Below are 15,186 nucleotides of genomic sequence, written 5' to 3'. Positions count from 1 at the left end.
TCGACCTGCCACGGCGTCCGGGGGAGGCGCGCCTCGTGAGCGCCGCGGTCTCACTCTTCGGCTCACCTCTCCCCGCACCTGCAAACCTCCGCCGTGACCGGAAGAGCCGAAAACACCCCGAACGGTCCCGGGCCGGTGCCATCGCCGGCCGCTGGGCGGGTACGCGGTGTGCATGACCGATGTGGTGGATTCGGACGAGCTGCTGCGGCGTATCCAGCGTGCGAGGGAGTGCGCGGCGCGGGAGGAGCGCGCCTGGCGGGCCAGGAGCGGGGAGCTGGGCGCGACCGACCCGCAGGGGGCCCGGGACGCGGCCGTGCGGCGGATGGCCTACGAGGCGGTGGTGCGGGTGCTGGACGAGATCGTGACTCCGGGCAGGCACGTGCCGCAGGAGTGACCCGGGGGCCAGGGCCGGTGATCGTGCGGGCGGGACCGGATTGCGGGGGCACACGCCGGGAACCCGGCGCGCATGACGGCCGATCACACGCGAGCACCGGTTCTGGAAGCCCTGGACGAGTACCGCCGCAAGGGGCATCTGTCGTTCACGCCGCCCGGGCACAAGCAGGCCCGCGGCGCCGATCCGGCGGTCCGGGAGGTCCTGGGTGACGCGGTGTTCCACGGGGACGTGCTGGCCTCGGGCGGCCTGGACGACCGGCTGACCCGGGGGCGGGTGCTGGAGCGGGCCCAGGAGCTGATGGCCGACGCGGTGCACGCCGAGCACACGTTCTTCAGCACCTGCGGGAGTTCCCTGTCGGTGAAGGCCGCGATGCTGTCGGTGGCCGGGCCGCACGAGAAGCTGCTGATCGGGCGCGACGCCCACAAGTCCGTGGTGGCGGGGCTGATCATCTCGGGTATCGAGCCGGTCTGGGTCGAGCCGCGGTGGGACGCCGAGCGCAACCTCGCCCATCCGCCGTCCGCCCAGGAGTTCGAGCAGGCCTTCACCGCGCATCCGGACGCCCGGGGCGCGCTGGTCACGAGCCCCACGCCGTACGGCGGCTGCGCGGACCTGCGGGCGATCGCCGATGTCTGTCACCGGCGCGCGCGGCCGCTGATCGTGGACGAGGCGTGGGGCGCGCATCTGCCGTTCCACCCGGATCTTCCGTCCTGGGCGATGGACGCGGGGGCGGACATCTGCGTGACCAGCATCCACAAGATGGGCAGCGGTCTGGAGCAGGGCTCGGTCTTCCATCTCCAGGGCGATCTGGTGCCGCCGGAGCTGCTGGGGATGCGGGCGGATCTGCTGGGCACCACCAGCCCCTCGGTGCTGATCTACGCGGGCTTGGACGGCTGGCGGCGGCAGATGGCGCTGCGCGGCGAGGAGTTGATGGGCGGGGCGCTGGACCTCGCGGCCGGGGTGCGGACCGCCATCGGGGAGATCGACGGACTGCACGTCAACGGCCGGGACGACTTCTGCGGCCCGGGCCTGTCCGACGACCTCGACCCGCTGCCCGGTGTCATCGACCTGACCGGACTGGGAATCACGGGTTTCCAGGCGGCGGACTGGCTGCGCGAGCACCGGCACATCGACGCGCACCTGGTGGACCATCGCCGCATCGGCGCGCAGATCACCCATGGCGACGACCGGGAGACCACCGGGCAGTTGCTGGAGGCGCTGCGGGATCTCGCGCGGGCCGCGCCGGATCTGCCCAGGGCGCCGCGGGTGGAGGTGCCGTCCCCGGCACGGCTGCGGATGGAGCAGGCGGTGCTGCCCCGGGACGCCTTCTTCGGCCCGGCCGAGTCCGCGCCGGTGGCCGAGGCGGTGGGGCGGATCGCGGCCGAGATGATCACGCCGTATCCCCCGGGCATTCCCGCGGTCCTGCCGGGTGAGCGGCTGACGGAGCCGGTGCTCGCGTATCTGCGGACGGGGCTGGAGGCGGGGATGAACCTGCCCGACCCGGAGGACCCGGAACTGGGGACGATCCGGGTGCTCGCGACATGAGCGGGAAGTGAAACAGGTCACGCAACCGGGTCCGGCGTGCGCGCTCGCCTCCTAGATGGTTTACGGTTCATCCATACGTGGTGACGGAGTCGACCCCTCGTCCTCCGCACCACCGCTTACGGCCCTGGCTGGTCTCCCCCGTCCAGCCAGGGCTTTTTCATGCCCGGACGGTCCGTCGCAAGAAGTCTCGTACGCCGAGGTGCCCACGGCCCCGGCAGCGGCTGAAATGGGATGGGGGGACAGCGCCCCAGTCGACCGCCCGGCGAGGAGCTCCGCATGACCAAAGCGATCAAACTCCTGACCGCCCTGCCTCCGCCCCAGCGGCAGCGTCTGATGACGCTCGCCCGGGAGGTGTCCTTTCCCGAGGACGCCCGGATCTTCGAGGCGGACGGCCCGGCCGACCGCTTCTGGGTCATCCGCTCCGGCGCGGTCTCCCTGGACCAGCAGGTGAACTCCCTGCAGCGGGTGACCGTGGCCAGCCTCGGCGCGGGCGACCTGCTCGGCTGGTCGTGGCTGTTCCCGCCGTACACCTGGGACTTCGGCGCGGTGGCCTTCAGCCCGGTGCGGGCCTACGAGTTCGACGCGCAGGCCGTGCTCAACCTGTGCGAGGAGGAGCCGGAGCTCGGGGTGATGCTGGTGCGCAACGTCGCCGAGGTGCTCGCGCACCGGCTGGAGATGACCCGGGGCAAGCTGATGGAGCAGTACACCCTGCACCGGCGGGGAGCGCTGTGAGGCGTCAGACGCGGTAGCGCCGCAGCGCGGGGACGGCGGCGGCCAGCCCCAGCATCACGGCGACGACCAGGAGCCCGCCGCCCGTGACGGCGGTGCGCGGACCGAAGGCGCTGCCCGCGGTGCCGTGCAGCACGTCGGCGAGCCGGGGGCCGCCCGCCACGACGACGGTGAACACGCCCTGCATGCGCCCGCGCATGTCGTCGGTGGCCGCGGACAGCAGGATCGCCCCGCGGAAGACCATGGAGACCATGTCGGCCACCCCGGCGAGGGCGAGGAACGCCACCGCGACCCAGAGGTTGCGGCTCAGCCCGAAGCCGGCGATGGCCGCACCCCAGACGACCACCGCCCCGATGACCATCCAGCCGTGCCGCCGGGCCCTGGAGAAGGTGCCGGAGAACAGCCCGCCCAGCACGGCGCCGATCGGGATCGCCGCGAACAGCAGGCCCAGCGCGAGGCCTTCGCCGTACGGGGCGTAGGTCTGGGAGGCGAGCTGCGGGAACAGGGCGCGGGGCATGCCGAGGACCATGGCGATGATGTCGGCGAGGAACGACAGCAGCAGCACCGTGTGCCCGGAGATGTAGCGGAAACCGGCGGCGATCTCCTTCACGCCCGCGCGCCGCACCGCCGAGCCGGCCAGGGGCGGCAGCGCCGGCAGCCGGTACACCGCCCACACCGTCACGCACAGGGCCAGGGCGTCGATGAGGTACAGCTCGGGCAGCCCGATGACGGGGATGAGGGCGCCGGCGAGCAGCGGCCCCGCCACCTGTCCGGTCTGCATCACGGTCGAGCCGAGGGCGCCCGCCGCGGGCAGCTCGTCCTCGGGGACCAGCCGGGCTATGGAAGCGGTGCGGGCCGGCGCGTTGAGGCCCCAGAAGGCCTGCTGCACGGCGAGCAGCAGCATGAGCGCGCCCACCGATTCCAGTCCCACGAAGGCCTGGAGCCAGAACAGCAGCGAGGTGACGGCGATGCCGCTGTTGGTGATCAGCAGCAGCTTGCGCCGGTCCATGGCGTCGGCGATCGCCCCGCCCCACAGCGCGAACACGATCAGGGGCACGAGCCCGGCCAGGCTCGCCGCGCCGACCCACGCCGAGGAGCCGGTGATGTCGTAGATCTGCTTGGGGACGGCGACGGCGGTGAGCTGGCTGCCGACGGCCGTGACGATGGTCGAGACCCACAGCCGCCGGTAGGCGGGGCGGCGCAGGGGGCGGGTGTCCATGGCCCAGCGCCGAAGGCCGCGCCGCCGAGGCTCCGGCGGCCGGGGTTCCCGCTCTTCGGTCGTGCTCTCGCTCGTGTCCACGCGCCGCTTCCTCGATGCTCGCTACATCTTTCCGGGCGGGGATCACTATCGCACCAGCCGGTCCGGCCACCACGGCCGAGGGGTCAGCTTCCGGCGACGAGCACGGCGCCGAGCACGATCATCGTGGCGGCGACCAGGCCGTCCAGGACGCGCCAGGCGGCCGGCCTGGCGAGGAAACGGCCGAGCAGCCTGGCCCCGAAACCGAGGGCGGTGAACCAGCACAGGCTGGCCAGCACCGCGCCGAGGCCGAAGGTCCAGCGCAGCTCACCGTGGTCGGCGGCGACGGAGCCCAGCAGGAACACGGTGTCGAGGTAGACGTGCGGGTTGAGCCAGGTCATCGCCAGGCAGGTGAGCACGGCCCGGCGCACCGACCCGGCCGCTTCCCCCTCCGTGCGCAGCCCGTCACCGCCCGGCCGCAGCACCCGGCGGGCCGCCAGCGCACCGTAGACCAGCAGGAACGCGCCGCCGATCCAGCCGACCGCCGTCAGGGCGCCCGGCCACTTCACCACCACCGCGCCGACCCCGCCGACCCCGAGCGCGATCAGCGCCGCGTCCGACAGGGCGCAGATGGCGACCACGGCGAGGACGGCCTGGCGGCGGATCCCCTGGCGCAGGACGAAGGCGTTCTGGGCGCCGATGGCGACGATGAGGGACAGTCCGGTGCCGAAACCGGCGGCACCGGCGGTGAAGGTGCTGGTCATGGCGTCGACGCTACGGACGCGTCCCATCCGGGTCCAGCTAAAGATTCTTACGTATCATTAGCACGCGTGATGATGACCGATCTCCCGCTGGACCAGGTGCGGACCCTGCTCGCCGTCGTGGACGAGGGCACCTTCGACGCGGCGGCGGCCGCGCTGCATGTGACGCCGTCGGCGATCAGCCAGCGGGTGAAGGCGCTGGAGCAGCGCACGGGCCGGGTCCTGCTGCTGCGGACCAAGCCGGTGCGGCCGACCGAGTCGGGTGAGGTGCTGGTCCGGCTGGCCCGCCAGGTGGCACGGCTGGAGCACGACGCCTACGCGGAGCTGGGGCTGGCCGACACCGGGGAGCCGATCCGGGTGTCGGTCGCGGTGAACGCCGACTCGCTGGCCACCTGGTTCCTGCCGGTGCTCTCGCGCGTGCCGCAGGAGCCGCGGCTGTGCTTCGAGTTGCGCCGCGAGGACGAGGACCATACGGCGGCCCTGCTGCGGGAGGGCGTGGTGATGGCCGCGGTGACCTCGTCGCCCGACCCGGTGCCGGGCTGCTCCGTGCGCTCGCTCGGGCGGATGCGCTATCTGCCCGTGGCGGCGCCGGACTTCGCCGCGCGCCATCTCGGCGGGCCGTTGGCGCGGGTGCTCACGGAGGTGCCCGTGGTGGTCTTCGACCGGCGTGACGACTTCCAGGACGGCTTCGTCCGCCGGCTCACCCGGGGGCGGAGCGGTGCGAGCGCGCTGCGGCATTACGTGCCGACCTCGGAGGGGTTCGTCGAGGCCGTGGCCGCGGGGCTGGGGTGGGGCCTGGTGCCGGAGCCCCAGGCCGATCCCCTGCTTTCCGCCGGCCGGCTCGTCGGCATCGCCCCGGACCGCGTGGTCGACGTCCCGCTGTACTGGCAGCAGTGGCGGCTGGACTCGCCGGCGCTGGCCCAGGTCGCGGACACGGTGACGGCGACGGCGGCCCGGGCGCTGCGGGTGTGACGCTCAGGGGGTTTCCGGGAGATCGTCGCGACGCCGCGCAGGTCCGTGAGAGACCCCCTGGCCCCGGATGTCCTCCAGCCGGGACGCCGCGCTGTCCAGCAGCATGTCCAGGGCCGTCGGGTAGGCGCTGGTGAGCATGCGGGTGGCGAGCAGGGGGGCCGCCTCGGCGATGCGGTGGTGGGTGGTGGCGGGCAGGCGGGTGTAGGTGGAGCGCCACATGTCCTCGTCGGCGTGCAGCGAGTCGCTGGGCAGGGCCAGCGAGGCGGCGTCCAGCGCGGCGAAGGCCAGGGTCTGGTCGATGAAGGCGTGGTAGATGCGCACGGTGTCGGGCAGCGGGAAACCGGCTCGGCGCAGGACGTCCAGGACGGTCTCGTCCGCGGCCAGCTCGTGGGCCCGGCCCGTGACGCGGTTGGTGGTGAGCAGGGCGGCCTGCGGATGGGCGAGGTACGCGGCGTGGATGCGCAGCCCGAAGGCCCGCAGGTCGGCCCGCCACTCCCCCGTGGGCCGCCAGCCCGCGAGGGCCTGACCGATCAGCGCGTCGCCGATGGCGAGGGTGAGGTCGTCCATGCCGCGGAAGTACCGGTAGAGCGTGCTCGGGTCGGCGTCCAGGGCGAGGCCCAGCCGGCGGGCGGTCAGTCCGGCGCTGCCGTGTTCGCGCAGCATGCGCAGCGCGGTCTCGACGATCAGCTCCTCGGACAGCACGGTGCCGCTCTTGGTGGGCCTGCGCCGGCGACGTTTCTCCTCGGGCACCACGGGCTTGGGCACGACGTCTCCTCCTTATGCCAACGCCATTGACCTTATGACACGGGGCGGCGTTTCATCACTGCAAGGACGCGTCACGTTCTTCGCAAAAAGGGAGTTTTTGTCATGCGTGTACTGCTCGTGGGTGCCGGTGGTGTGGGCGGGGCGATCACCCGGATCGCGGCCCGGCGGCCGTTCTTCGAGGCGATGGTGGTGGCGGACTACGACCCGGCCCGGGCCGAGGCGGCGGTCGCGGCCCTGGACGGCGACGCGCGGTTCACCGCGGAGCAGGTGGACGCGGGCGACGAGGCGGCCGTGACCCGTCTGCTGAAGTGGCATCGCTGCGACGTCCTGCTCAACGCCACCGACCCCCGTTTCGTGATGCCTCTGTTCCGAGCGGCCCGCGCCGCGGGCGCCACCTATCTCGACATGGCGATGTCGCTGTCCCGTCCGCACGCCGAGCGGCCGTACGAGGAGTGCGGGGTCAAGCTCGGCGACGAGCAGTTCACGCAGGCGGCCGACTGGGAGAAGGAGGGGCTGCTGGCCGTCGTCGGCATGGGGGTGGAGCCGGGCCTGTCGGACGTGTTCGCGCGGTACGCCGCCGACGAACTCTTCGACGAGATCGAGGAGATCGGCATCCGCGACGGCGCGAACCTGACCGTCGACGGCTATGACTTCGCGCCCTCGTTCAGCATCTGGACCACCATCGAGGAGTGCCTCAACCCGCCGGTCGTCTATGAGAGCGGCAAGGGCTGGTTCACCACCGAACCGTTCAGCGAGCCCGAGGTCTTCGACTTCCCCGAGGGTATCGGCCCGGTCGAGTGCGTGAACGTGGAGCACGAGGAGGTGCTGCTCGTCCCGCGCTGGGTCGACGCGCGCCGGGTGACCTTCAAGTACGGCCTGGGGCGGGAGTTCGTCGAGACGCTGAAGACGCTGCACCTGCTGGGCCTGGACCGCACCGACCCGGTGACCGTGCCGGGGCCGGACGGGCCGGTGAAGGTCTCGCCGCGGGACGTGGTCGCCGCCTGCCTGCCCGACCCGGCCGGCCTGGGCGAGCGGATGCACGGCAAGACGTGTGCGGGCACCTGGGTGAAGGGCACGAAGGACGGGCGGCCGCGTGAGGTGTACCTGTACCACGTGGTCGACAACCAGTGGTCGATGGCGGAGTACGGCTCCCAGGCGGTGGTGTGGCAGACGGCGATCAACCCGGTCGTCGCGCTCGAACTCCTCGCCACGGGCGCCTGGTCCGGTGCGGGCGTGCTCGGCCCGGAGGCCTTCCCGGCCCGGCCGTTCCTGGACCTGCTGACGGACTACGGCTCCCCCTGGGGCATGCGGGAGCAGTGAACGACTGTCCGGGAACGCCCTGTTTCAGCGGGCATCGACAGGTGACCCGAAAGGGAGTAAGCAGACGAGAGAGCACGTTTCTACTGCGATGCAGGTGACTTCGATGGACAACTGGCGAGACCACGCTGCCTGTCGGCACGAGGACCCCGAGCTCTTCTTTCCGATCGGCACCTCCGGCCCGGCTCTGCTCCAGACGGAGCAGGCCAAGGCGGTGTGCCGACGGCGCTGCCCCGTGCAGGAGCAGTGTCTGCAATGGGCCCTGGACACCGGTCAGTCCATCGGTGTGTGGGGCGGGACGAGCGAGAACGAACGGCGTGCGCTGAAGCGCCGCACGGCCGCCCGCCGTCGCTCCGGCTGACATCGGCCCGCACCCCTGGGGACCCTCGCCGCACCGGCGGCGGTCCCCAGGGGTGCGGGCGTCCGGCCGGGGTTAGGCTCGCGGCACGTGTCCGTACGCCGCGGAGAGGAGCCGACCATGAGCGTGCGCGTGCGCCGTGTCTACGATCCCGCCGAACCCGAGGACGGGGTGCGGGTCCTGGTCGACCGGCTGTGGCCGCGCGGACTGGCGAAGGACGCGGCCCGGGTGGACGAGTGGCCCAAGGCGCTCACTCCGTCGACGGAGCTGCGCCGCTGGTACCACGCGGGCGAGGGCTCGTACGAGGAGTTCGCCGAGCGCTACGAGGCGGAGCTGGCCTCCGAGGAGGCCGGCGAGGCGCTCGACCGTGTGCGTGACCTGGTCCGCGGGGGCGACGTGACCCTGCTGACCGCGTCGAAGACGCCGGAGCAGAGCCACGCCACCGTGCTGACCCGCCTCCTCGACGGCTGAGGAGCGGGGCCCGGGTCCGTCAGGCGGTCTGCTTCGCCGCCGCGCGGCCCGCCGCCCGGCCCGAGAAGAGACAGCCGCCGAGGAAGGTGCCCTCCAGGGCGTTGTAGCCGTGGACGCCACCGCCGCCGAAACCGGCCACCTCGCCTGCCGCGTACAGCCCCTCGACCGGCTTGCCGTCGATCCCCAGGGCGCGGGAGTCCAGGTCGGTCTGGATGCCGCCGAGGGTCTTGCGGGTGAGGACGTGCAGCTTGACGCCGATCAGCGGACCGGCCTCCGGGTCGAGGATGCGGTGCGGGGTGGCGACCCGGCCGAGGCGGTCGCCGATGTAGCGGCGGGCGTTGCGGATGCCCTGGACCTGGGCGTCCTTGGCGTAGGGGTTGGCGATCTGCAGGTCGCGGGCCTCGATCTGGCGCTTGATTCCCGCCGCGTCGAGGAGCGGTTTGTCGGTGAGGTCGTTCATCTTCTCGACGAGCTGCTCGACGGTGGACGCGGTCACGAAGTCGGCGCCCTTGCGCAGGAACGCGTCGACCGGTCCCGGCGCGCCCTTGCCGAGGATGCGTTCCTTGAGGAATCCGGCGCGGTCCTTGGCGGTGATGTCGGGGTTCTGCTCGGAGCCCGACAGCGCGAACTCCTTCTCGATGATCTTCTGCGTGAGGATGAACCAGGAGTGGTCGTACCCGGCGATGTCCTCGGTGGTGCGCAGGTGCTTGAGGGTGCCGAGGGTGTCGTAGCCGGGCAGGTACGGACCGGGCAGGCGGCGGCCGAGGGCGTCGAACCACATCGAGGACGGTCCGGGCAGGATGCGGATGCCGTGGCCGGGCCAGATCGGGTCCCAGTTGCGCAGGCCCTCGGTGTAGTGCCACATGCGGTCGCGGTTGACCAGCCGGACACCGGCCTCGGCGCTGATGCCGAGCATCCGCCCGTCGACGTAGGCGGGGACGCCGGTGACCATCTCCTTCGGTGGGGTGCCGAGCCGCTCGGGCCAGTGGCGGCGGACGATGTCGTGGTTCGCGCCGATGCCGCCGCTGGTGACGATGACGGCCTGGGCGGTGAGTTCGAACTCGCCGATCGCGTCGCGGCTGGAGGCGACGCCGCGTGGCGAGGGGTCCTCGGCCAGGACCGTGCCGCGCACACCGCGGGCCGTGCCGTCCTCGACGACCAGGGCGTCGACGCGGTGGCGGTGGTGGAAGGTGAGCAGTCCGTCGCGGGCGGCCTGCTGAGCGTAGCGGACGAACGGTTCGACGACGCCGGTGCCGGTGCCCCAGGCGATGTGGAAGCGGGGCACGGTGTTGCCGTGTCCGTGCGCGGTGAGGTCGCCGCGCTCGGCCCAGCCGACGGTGGGCAGGAAGGTGATGCCGTGCCCGTCGAGCCAGGACCGCTTCTCCCCCGCGGCCCACTCGACGTAGGCCCGTGCCCAGCGCACGGCCCAGGAGTCCTCGTCGTCCAGCCGGTCGAAGCCCGCGCTGCCGCGCCAGTCGCTCCAGGCGAGGTCGAAGGAGTCCTTGATGCCCAGGCGGCGCTGCTCGGGCGAGCCGACGAGGAACAGCCCGCCGAAGGACCAGAAGGCCTGGCCGCCGAGGTTGGCCGCGTTCTCCTGGTCGACGAGGGCGACCCGGCGGCCCCTGCTGGTCAGTTCGTGCGCCGCGACCAGGCCGGCGAGGCCCGCTCCGACGACGATGACATCGGCATCCATGGCGACCGTTCCCTTCTTCAGTTCTTCGTGTGATCGAGGGTGCCGCTGCCGTCGGTCAGCAGGGCCGTGAGCAGTTGCTTCAGCCAGGCGCGGGCGTGGTCCAGGTCCCGATCCAGCAGCAGTTGGGCGGTGACGCCGTCGTACGCGGCGACCACGGCGTGGGCGGCGCCGTCCGTGTCGCCCAGGACGGCGGGCAGTTCGGTGTGCCCGCGGGCCCGGCCCAGCCGCTCGGCGATGGCCCGTCGCAGCCGCGCGCGGTGTTCGAGCAGGCTGCGCGCCACCTGCGGGTCGCGGGCGGCGTGCACGAGGAAGTCCGTCTTCACCAGGAGCCAGTCGCGGTCGAGCAGCAGCACGTCGGTGACGCGGTCGACGGCGGCGGGCACGTCGAGGCCGGGCCCGTCGAGGGCGAGGGCGCCGGAGACCTGCTCGGCGATGAGGTCGGCCCGCTCGCGGTAGAGGGCGAAGAAGAGCTCGTCGAGGCTGGAGAAGTTGGAGTAGAAGGCGCCTCTGCTGTAGCCGGCGGCCTCGCAGACCTCCTCGATCGAGACGTGCCCGAAGCCCTTGGCCGCGAAGACGGAGAACGCCGCGTCCAGGAGGTTGGCCCGCGTGTGCACACGACGCCTGGTCACCCGCCCGGTCCTGCCCTCGGCTGCCATACCCGCCCCCCTTTCGATACGGGACTGTATTGGATACATGGATGTATCGAAAGAGCGAGTTGCTCATGGAACATATTTTCGATTAAGCGATAGGCTGAGGGCATGCACCTCCAGGGCTCCCTCTTCGACCAGGCCGACGAGCTCCGCCTCGGCTCTCTCGACGGGATCGGCCGTACCCACCTCGGCTTCGGCGCCTGGCTGGACACGCTGCCCGGCTGGCTCACCGGCTCGGACGACCTGTTCGAACGACTGGCCGCCGAGGTCCCGTGGCGCGCGGAACGCCGCAAGATGTACGACAGCATCGTCGACGTCCCCCGCCTGCTCGCCTTCTACGGCGCTGACGACCGGCTGCCGCACCCGGTGCTGACCGAGGCCCGGGACGCGTTGAGCGCCCACTACCGCGAGGAGCTGGGCGAGCCGTTCGCCACCGCCGGGCTGTGCTACTACCGCGACGGCCGGGACAGCGTCGCCTGGCACGGCGACCGGATCGGGCGCGGGGCCCGCGAGGACACCATGGTCGCGATCCTGTCGGTCGGAGCACCCCGTGACCTGCTGCTGCGCCCGCTGCGCGGCGGCCGGGACACTGTGCGCCGCCCCCTCGGCCACGGCGATCTGGTCGTGATGGGCGGCTCCTGCCAGCGCACCTGGGAGCACGCGATCCCCAAGAGCGCCCGGGCGACGGAACCGCGCATCAGCATCCAGTTCCGCCCGCACGGCGTGCGCTGAGCACGGGCCCCCGCCCGAACGCCCCCGCCGCTCGGCTCCGTTAGGGCGGACCCGGTGATTCCGCCCGTCACGGTCTCTGCTTTTCTTCATCCCGTCGGGCCGGTACCGGGACCACACGAGGCGGGCGATCATGCGGGCGGACGTACAGCAAGCAGCGGACGGCACCTACCTGGTGCACGGTTCGAACACCAACTGGGTGATCCTCACGGAGGGGGACGCCGTCACGCTGATCGACACCGGCTACCCCGGCGACCGGGAGCAGCTCCTCGCCTCCCTCGCGCAGGTGGGCTCCTCCCCGGAGGCGGTCGCGGCCGTACTGATCACGCACGCGCACAACGACCATCTGGGCAGCGCGGAGTACCTGCGCGCCACGTACGGCACGCCCGTGTATCTGCACGAGGCCGAAGTGCCGCACGCGCGCCGGGAGTTCCTCCACCAGGTCTCGATCGGGACGGTGCTGAGGAACGGCTGGCGGCCCGGTGTGCTGCCCTGGGCGGTGCACGCGCTGCGCTCGGGCGGCACGACCCCCGTCCCGGTGACGGCTCCCCAGGCGTTCCCCTCGGCGGGCGCGCTGGACCTGCCCGGACGGCCGGTGCCGGTGCACACCCCGGGGCACACCGACGGGCACTGCGCCTACCACCTGCCCGGCACCGGCGTACTGGTCTCCGGGGACGCCCTGGCCAGCGGGCACCCCACCTCGCGGGTGGAGGGGCCGCAGCTGCTGCCGGACATGTTCCACCACGAGCGGCCCCGTGCCCTGGCCTCCCTGGAGGTGCTCGCGGAGCTGGAGGGCGAGCTGCTGCTGCCGGGGCACGGGCCGGTGCACCACGGGCCGGTGCGGGACGCCGCCCTCCGGGCCCGGGAACGCGCCCTCTAATCTGAAACACGCCCTCTCATCATCTGATGTGACGACCGGCGGCGAGACAAGGACACCCGGCCCATGGCACTGCAGATCAGCGCGACCAACCCCGAGCACCCCGCGCTCTTGCTGGAACTGCCGTGGGACGTACCTCTGGAGGAGTGGCCGGAAGAGTACCTGGTGCCGCTGCCGCGCGGCATCTCCCGGCACGTGGTGCGCTACTCCCGGGCGGGCGACGAGGTGATCGCCGTCAAGGAACTGGCCGAGCGCCCCGCGCTGCGTGAGTACGACATGCTGCGCGACCTGGACCGCCTCGGCATCCCGTCGGTGGACCCACTGGCCGTGGTCACCGGACGCACCGACGACAGCGGCGCCCCGCTGGAGAGCGTCCTGGTCACCCGGCACCTGGGCGGCTCGATGCCGTACCGCTCGATGTTCGAGACGACCATGCGGCCCACCACCATGCACCGGCTGATGGACGCGCTCGCCGTGCTCCTGGTGCGACTGCACCTGGCCGGGTTCGCCTGGGGTGACTGCTCGCTGTCCAACACCCTCTTCCGGCGCGACGCGGGCGCCTACGCCGCGTATCTCGTGGACGCCGAGACCGGTGATCTGCACCCGCAGCTCAGCACCGGGCAGCGGGAGTACGACCTCGACCTCGCGCGCGTGAACATCAGCGGCGAGCTGCTGGACCTGGAGGCGTCCGGTGCGCTGCACCCGTCCGTGGACCCGATCGAGTTCGGCACGGAGATCTGCGCCCGCTACCGCGGCCTGTGGGACGAGCTGACCCGGGCCTCGGTGTACCCGGCGGGCAAGTACCACTACATCGAGCGCCGGATCCGCCGGCTCAACGACCTCGGTTTCGACGTCGCCGAGATGCAGATCGAGCACGCCTCGAACGGCGACACGGTCAGCTTCGTGCCCAAGGTCGTCGACGCGGGCCACCACCAGCGCCAGTTGCTGCGCCTGACCGGTCTCGACACGGAGGAGAACCAGGCCCGGCGGCTGCTGAACGACCTGGAGAGCTGGATGGCGACCCAGGACGACTACGCGCCCGGCGATCCCCTGTCCGCCCGCCCCGAGGTGCTCGCCCACCGCTGGGTGCGGGAGGTGTTCCGGCCGACCGTGCGGGCGGTGCCGCTCGAACTGCGCGGTGCGATGGAGCCGGCGGAGATCTACCACCAGCTCCTCGAACACCGCTGGTACCTGTCCGAGCGGGCCCAGCACGACATCGGCCTGGACGCGGTCGTCGAGGACTACGTCCAAAACATCCTGCCCACGGCCGGCAAGACGCTCCAGCCGACGACGGAGTGAGGGGCCGGGGCCCTCACTCGTGCGGCACCACCGCCACCGGGCAGTCCGCGTGGTGCAGCATCCCGTGGGCCACCGAGCCGATGCGGGCCCCGACGGCCGTGCGGTGGGCCCGGCGGCCCACGACCATCAGCTGGGCCGTCCCGGCCACCGACAGCAGCACCTGGCTGGCGCTGCCCATCTCCACGTGCTCCTCGACCGGCACGCCGGGGAAGCGCTCCCGCCACGGCCGGACCGCGGCGGCCAGGCTCTTCCTCTCGTACGGCTCCAGCCCCCCGGCCTCGTCGAGGAGTTTCAGCGAGCCCGGGCTGTAGGCGAAGACGGGTGGCAGGCTCCAGGCGCGCACCACCCGCACGGTAGCCCCACGGGCGGCGGCCGTCTCGAAGGCGAAGCGCAGCGCCTCGGCGCTGTCCTCCGGGTCGCCCTGCTGACCGACGACGACCTCCCGCCCGGCCGCCTCGGACGAGGGCTGGTCCGCGGCCCGGACCAGCACCACGGGACGGGTGGTCGCGGCGATCACCTGCTGGCCGACCGAGCCGAGCAGGAAGCCGACGATACGGCCGTGCCCGCGCGAGCCGAGGACCAGCGTCTCGGCGTCCGCCGCGGCGGCGACCAGGGTGTCGGCCACCGGGCCCTCGATGACATCGGTGGTCACCGCGAGGTCCGGGTGCCGTTCGGTGACGGTCGCGACGGCGGCGGTCACCGCGCTGTGCACCCACTCGGCCTGGCTGTCCGCGTCCCCGGCGACCCCCGCCTCGACCGAATCCGAGGAGTGCACCCGCCAGGCGTGCACCACCCGGAGCGCCAGGTCGCGCCGCACCGCCTCCCGCGCCGCCCACGCCAGGGCGGCGAGACTCTCCTGCGATCCGTCGACCCCTGCGGTGATCGGGCGTGTCATCCGGCTGTCTCCCTCGTCGCGATTCACTACGTGCTCATGATCAGTCTTCCCTACACTGCCCGCATGTCACTGGAGTGGGAGCAGGTCATGGTGGACTCGGCCGACCCGGAGGCCCTCGGCCGCTGGTGGGCGCAGGCGCTGGGCTGGGTGGTGGTGAACGACGAACCCGACGAGTTCGAGATCCGGCCCGCCCCGGACCGGCTGCCGGGCCTGTTGTTCACGACGGTGCCGGAGAAGAAGTCCATCAAGAACCGTCTGCACTTCGACTTCCGGCCCGACGACCAGGAGGCCGAGGTGGCCAGGCTGCTGGCGCTCGGTGCGCGGCACGCCGACATCGGGCAGGGCCAGCAGCCCTGGGTGACGCTCGCCGACCCGGAGGGCAACGAGTTCTGCGTGCTGGGGGCCTTCCACAGCTGATCGCCGTATCCGGGCACGGCGCCGCGATCGAACATACGATGGGCTCAGGTCGGCGCGGTGCCCCGGGGCGCCGTGCCGTG

The 15,186-nt window shown here is 72.4% G+C and carries 17 protein-coding genes; 11 read left to right on the top strand and 6 right to left on the bottom strand.

What is annotated here, in order from left to right; all coding sequences use genetic code 11:
• The first annotated feature begins 172 nt into the window (after positions 1-172).
• The 3 genes from ACFZDE_RS03495 to ACFZDE_RS03485 all read left to right on the top strand — a co-directional run bounded on the left by ACFZDE_RS03495 (position 173) and on the right by ACFZDE_RS03485 (position 2,668).
• Positions 173-394 carry a hypothetical protein gene (locus ACFZDE_RS03495; RefSeq protein WP_390990444.1) on the top strand — a complete coding sequence of 74 codons (222 nt, stop codon included), beginning with the start codon at positions 173-175 and terminating at the stop codon, positions 392-394.
• 72 nt (positions 395-466) lie between these two features.
• On the top strand, positions 467-1,936 hold the full coding sequence (locus ACFZDE_RS03490) for an aminotransferase class I/II-fold pyridoxal phosphate-dependent enzyme (RefSeq protein ID WP_391196997.1): 1,470 nt from the start codon (positions 467-469) through the stop codon (positions 1,934-1,936).
• Between the two features lie 276 nt (positions 1,937-2,212).
• Complete coding sequence (locus ACFZDE_RS03485) at positions 2,213-2,668, top strand: cyclic nucleotide-binding domain-containing protein (protein WP_097214739.1); 456 nt, start codon at positions 2,213-2,215, stop codon at positions 2,666-2,668.
• 4 nt (positions 2,669-2,672) lie between these two features.
• Here the strand turns inward: ACFZDE_RS03485 and ACFZDE_RS03480 are convergent, their stop codons facing one another.
• On the bottom strand, positions 2,673-3,965 hold the full coding sequence (locus ACFZDE_RS03480) for an MFS transporter (protein WP_391196995.1): 1,293 nt from the start codon (positions 3,963-3,965) through the stop codon (positions 2,673-2,675).
• Between the two features lie 83 nt (positions 3,966-4,048).
• Positions 4,049-4,666, bottom strand: coding sequence for a LysE family transporter (locus ACFZDE_RS03475; protein ID WP_391196993.1), 618 nt, complete (start codon positions 4,664-4,666; stop codon positions 4,049-4,051).
• Positions 4,667-4,735: 69 nt separating this feature from the next.
• On the opposite strand from ACFZDE_RS03475, the gene ACFZDE_RS03470 reads away from it, so the two are divergent.
• Positions 4,736-5,635, top strand: coding sequence for an ArgP/LysG family DNA-binding transcriptional regulator (locus ACFZDE_RS03470; protein WP_391197456.1), 900 nt, complete (start codon positions 4,736-4,738; stop codon positions 5,633-5,635).
• 3 nt (positions 5,636-5,638) lie between these two features.
• Here the strand turns inward: ACFZDE_RS03470 and ACFZDE_RS03465 are convergent, their stop codons facing one another.
• Positions 5,639-6,400, bottom strand: a complete 762-nt coding sequence (locus ACFZDE_RS03465) for a TetR/AcrR family transcriptional regulator C-terminal domain-containing protein (protein WP_391196991.1) — start codon at positions 6,398-6,400, stop codon at positions 5,639-5,641.
• A 102-nt stretch (positions 6,401-6,502) separates the two neighbouring features.
• Here ACFZDE_RS03465 and ACFZDE_RS03460 point away from each other — a divergent pair, with 102 nt between their 5' ends.
• The 3 genes from ACFZDE_RS03460 (at position 6,503) to ACFZDE_RS03450 (ending at position 8,546) form a co-directional block, all read left to right on the top strand.
• On the top strand, positions 6,503-7,720 hold the full coding sequence (locus ACFZDE_RS03460) for a saccharopine dehydrogenase C-terminal domain-containing protein (protein ID WP_391196989.1): 1,218 nt from the start codon (positions 6,503-6,505) through the stop codon (positions 7,718-7,720).
• 103 nt (positions 7,721-7,823) lie between these two features.
• Complete coding sequence (locus tag ACFZDE_RS03455; RefSeq protein ID WP_030844076.1) at positions 7,824-8,078, top strand: WhiB family transcriptional regulator; 255 nt, start codon at positions 7,824-7,826, stop codon at positions 8,076-8,078.
• A gap of 117 nt (positions 8,079-8,195) precedes the next feature.
• Positions 8,196-8,546 carry a DUF488 family protein gene (locus ACFZDE_RS03450; RefSeq protein WP_391196987.1) on the top strand — a complete coding sequence of 117 codons (351 nt, stop codon included), beginning with the start codon at positions 8,196-8,198 and terminating at the stop codon, positions 8,544-8,546.
• Between the two features lie 19 nt (positions 8,547-8,565).
• On the opposite strand, the gene ACFZDE_RS03445 is transcribed toward ACFZDE_RS03450, so the two are convergent.
• Entirely contained in the window at positions 8,566-10,239 is a 1,674-nt protein-coding gene (locus tag ACFZDE_RS03445) for an FAD-binding dehydrogenase (RefSeq protein WP_391196985.1), read from the bottom strand.
• Positions 10,240-10,256: 17 nt separating this feature from the next.
• Positions 10,257-10,895, bottom strand: coding sequence for a TetR family transcriptional regulator (locus ACFZDE_RS03440; RefSeq protein WP_390990468.1), 639 nt, complete (start codon positions 10,893-10,895; stop codon positions 10,257-10,259).
• Between the two features lie 102 nt (positions 10,896-10,997).
• Here ACFZDE_RS03440 and ACFZDE_RS03435 point away from each other — a divergent pair, with 102 nt between their 5' ends.
• The 3 genes from ACFZDE_RS03435 to ACFZDE_RS03425 all read left to right on the top strand — a co-directional run bounded on the left by ACFZDE_RS03435 (position 10,998) and on the right by ACFZDE_RS03425 (position 13,794).
• Entirely contained in the window at positions 10,998-11,621 is a 624-nt protein-coding gene (locus tag ACFZDE_RS03435; protein ID WP_391196983.1) for an alpha-ketoglutarate-dependent dioxygenase AlkB, read from the top strand.
• A 130-nt stretch (positions 11,622-11,751) separates the two neighbouring features.
• On the top strand, positions 11,752-12,498 hold the full coding sequence (locus ACFZDE_RS03430; RefSeq protein WP_391196980.1) for an MBL fold metallo-hydrolase: 747 nt from the start codon (positions 11,752-11,754) through the stop codon (positions 12,496-12,498).
• Positions 12,499-12,561: 63 nt separating this feature from the next.
• A complete protein-coding gene (locus tag ACFZDE_RS03425) occupies positions 12,562-13,794 on the top strand; it encodes a DUF4032 domain-containing protein (protein ID WP_390990477.1) in 1,233 nt (410 codons plus the stop codon).
• 13 nt (positions 13,795-13,807) lie between these two features.
• On the opposite strand, the gene ACFZDE_RS03420 is transcribed toward ACFZDE_RS03425, so the two are convergent.
• Positions 13,808-14,689, bottom strand: a complete 882-nt coding sequence (locus ACFZDE_RS03420) for a universal stress protein (protein ID WP_391196976.1) — start codon at positions 14,687-14,689, stop codon at positions 13,808-13,810.
• A 63-nt stretch (positions 14,690-14,752) separates the two neighbouring features.
• Here ACFZDE_RS03420 and ACFZDE_RS03415 point away from each other — a divergent pair, with 63 nt between their 5' ends.
• The gene (locus ACFZDE_RS03415) at positions 14,753-15,106 is read left to right on the top strand and encodes a VOC family protein (protein WP_391196974.1); all 354 of its coding nucleotides are present in this window, start codon (positions 14,753-14,755) and stop codon (positions 15,104-15,106) included.
• The last annotated feature ends 80 nt before the right edge of the window (positions 15,107-15,186 follow it).

It is taken from the genome of Streptomyces sp. NPDC007929, assembly GCF_042959065.1.
Classification (GTDB): domain Bacteria; phylum Actinomycetota; class Actinomycetes; order Streptomycetales; family Streptomycetaceae; genus Streptomyces.
The sequence above is the reverse complement of the archived record's forward strand: the minus strand, read 5'-3'. Positions and strand labels throughout refer to the sequence as shown.

Bases quoted from the DNA above. Each gene is read 5' to 3' on its own strand.
- ACFZDE_RS03460 (WP_391196989.1), top strand. From the start codon at position 6,503: ATGCGTGTACTGCTCGTGGGTGCCGGTGGTGTGGGCGGGGCGATCACC.
- ACFZDE_RS03485 (WP_097214739.1), top strand. From the start codon at position 2,213: ATGACCAAAGCGATCAAACTCCTGACCGCCCTGCCTCCGCCCCAGCGG.
- ACFZDE_RS03495 (WP_390990444.1), top strand. From the start codon at position 173: ATGACCGATGTGGTGGATTCGGACGAGCTGCTGCGGCGTATCCAGCGT.
- ACFZDE_RS03450 (WP_391196987.1), top strand. From the start codon at position 8,196: ATGAGCGTGCGCGTGCGCCGTGTCTACGATCCCGCCGAACCCGAGGAC.
- ACFZDE_RS03455 (WP_030844076.1), top strand. From the start codon at position 7,824: ATGGACAACTGGCGAGACCACGCTGCCTGTCGGCACGAGGACCCCGAG.
- ACFZDE_RS03440 (WP_390990468.1), bottom strand. From the start codon at position 10,895: ATGGCAGCCGAGGGCAGGACCGGGCGGGTGACCAGGCGTCGTGTGCAC.
- ACFZDE_RS03445 (WP_391196985.1), bottom strand. From the start codon at position 10,239: ATGGATGCCGATGTCATCGTCGTCGGAGCGGGCCTCGCCGGCCTGGTC.
- ACFZDE_RS03475 (WP_391196993.1), bottom strand. From the start codon at position 4,666: ATGACCAGCACCTTCACCGCCGGTGCCGCCGGTTTCGGCACCGGACTG.
- ACFZDE_RS03430 (WP_391196980.1), top strand. From the start codon at position 11,752: ATGCGGGCGGACGTACAGCAAGCAGCGGACGGCACCTACCTGGTGCAC.
- ACFZDE_RS03490 (WP_391196997.1), top strand. From the start codon at position 467: ATGACGGCCGATCACACGCGAGCACCGGTTCTGGAAGCCCTGGACGAG.
- ACFZDE_RS03415 (WP_391196974.1), top strand. From the start codon at position 14,753: ATGTCACTGGAGTGGGAGCAGGTCATGGTGGACTCGGCCGACCCGGAG.
- ACFZDE_RS03435 (WP_391196983.1), top strand. From the start codon at position 10,998: ATGCACCTCCAGGGCTCCCTCTTCGACCAGGCCGACGAGCTCCGCCTC.
- ACFZDE_RS03425 (WP_390990477.1), top strand. From the start codon at position 12,562: ATGGCACTGCAGATCAGCGCGACCAACCCCGAGCACCCCGCGCTCTTG.
- ACFZDE_RS03470 (WP_391197456.1), top strand. From the start codon at position 4,736: ATGATGACCGATCTCCCGCTGGACCAGGTGCGGACCCTGCTCGCCGTC.
- ACFZDE_RS03420 (WP_391196976.1), bottom strand. From the start codon at position 14,689: ATGACACGCCCGATCACCGCAGGGGTCGACGGATCGCAGGAGAGTCTC.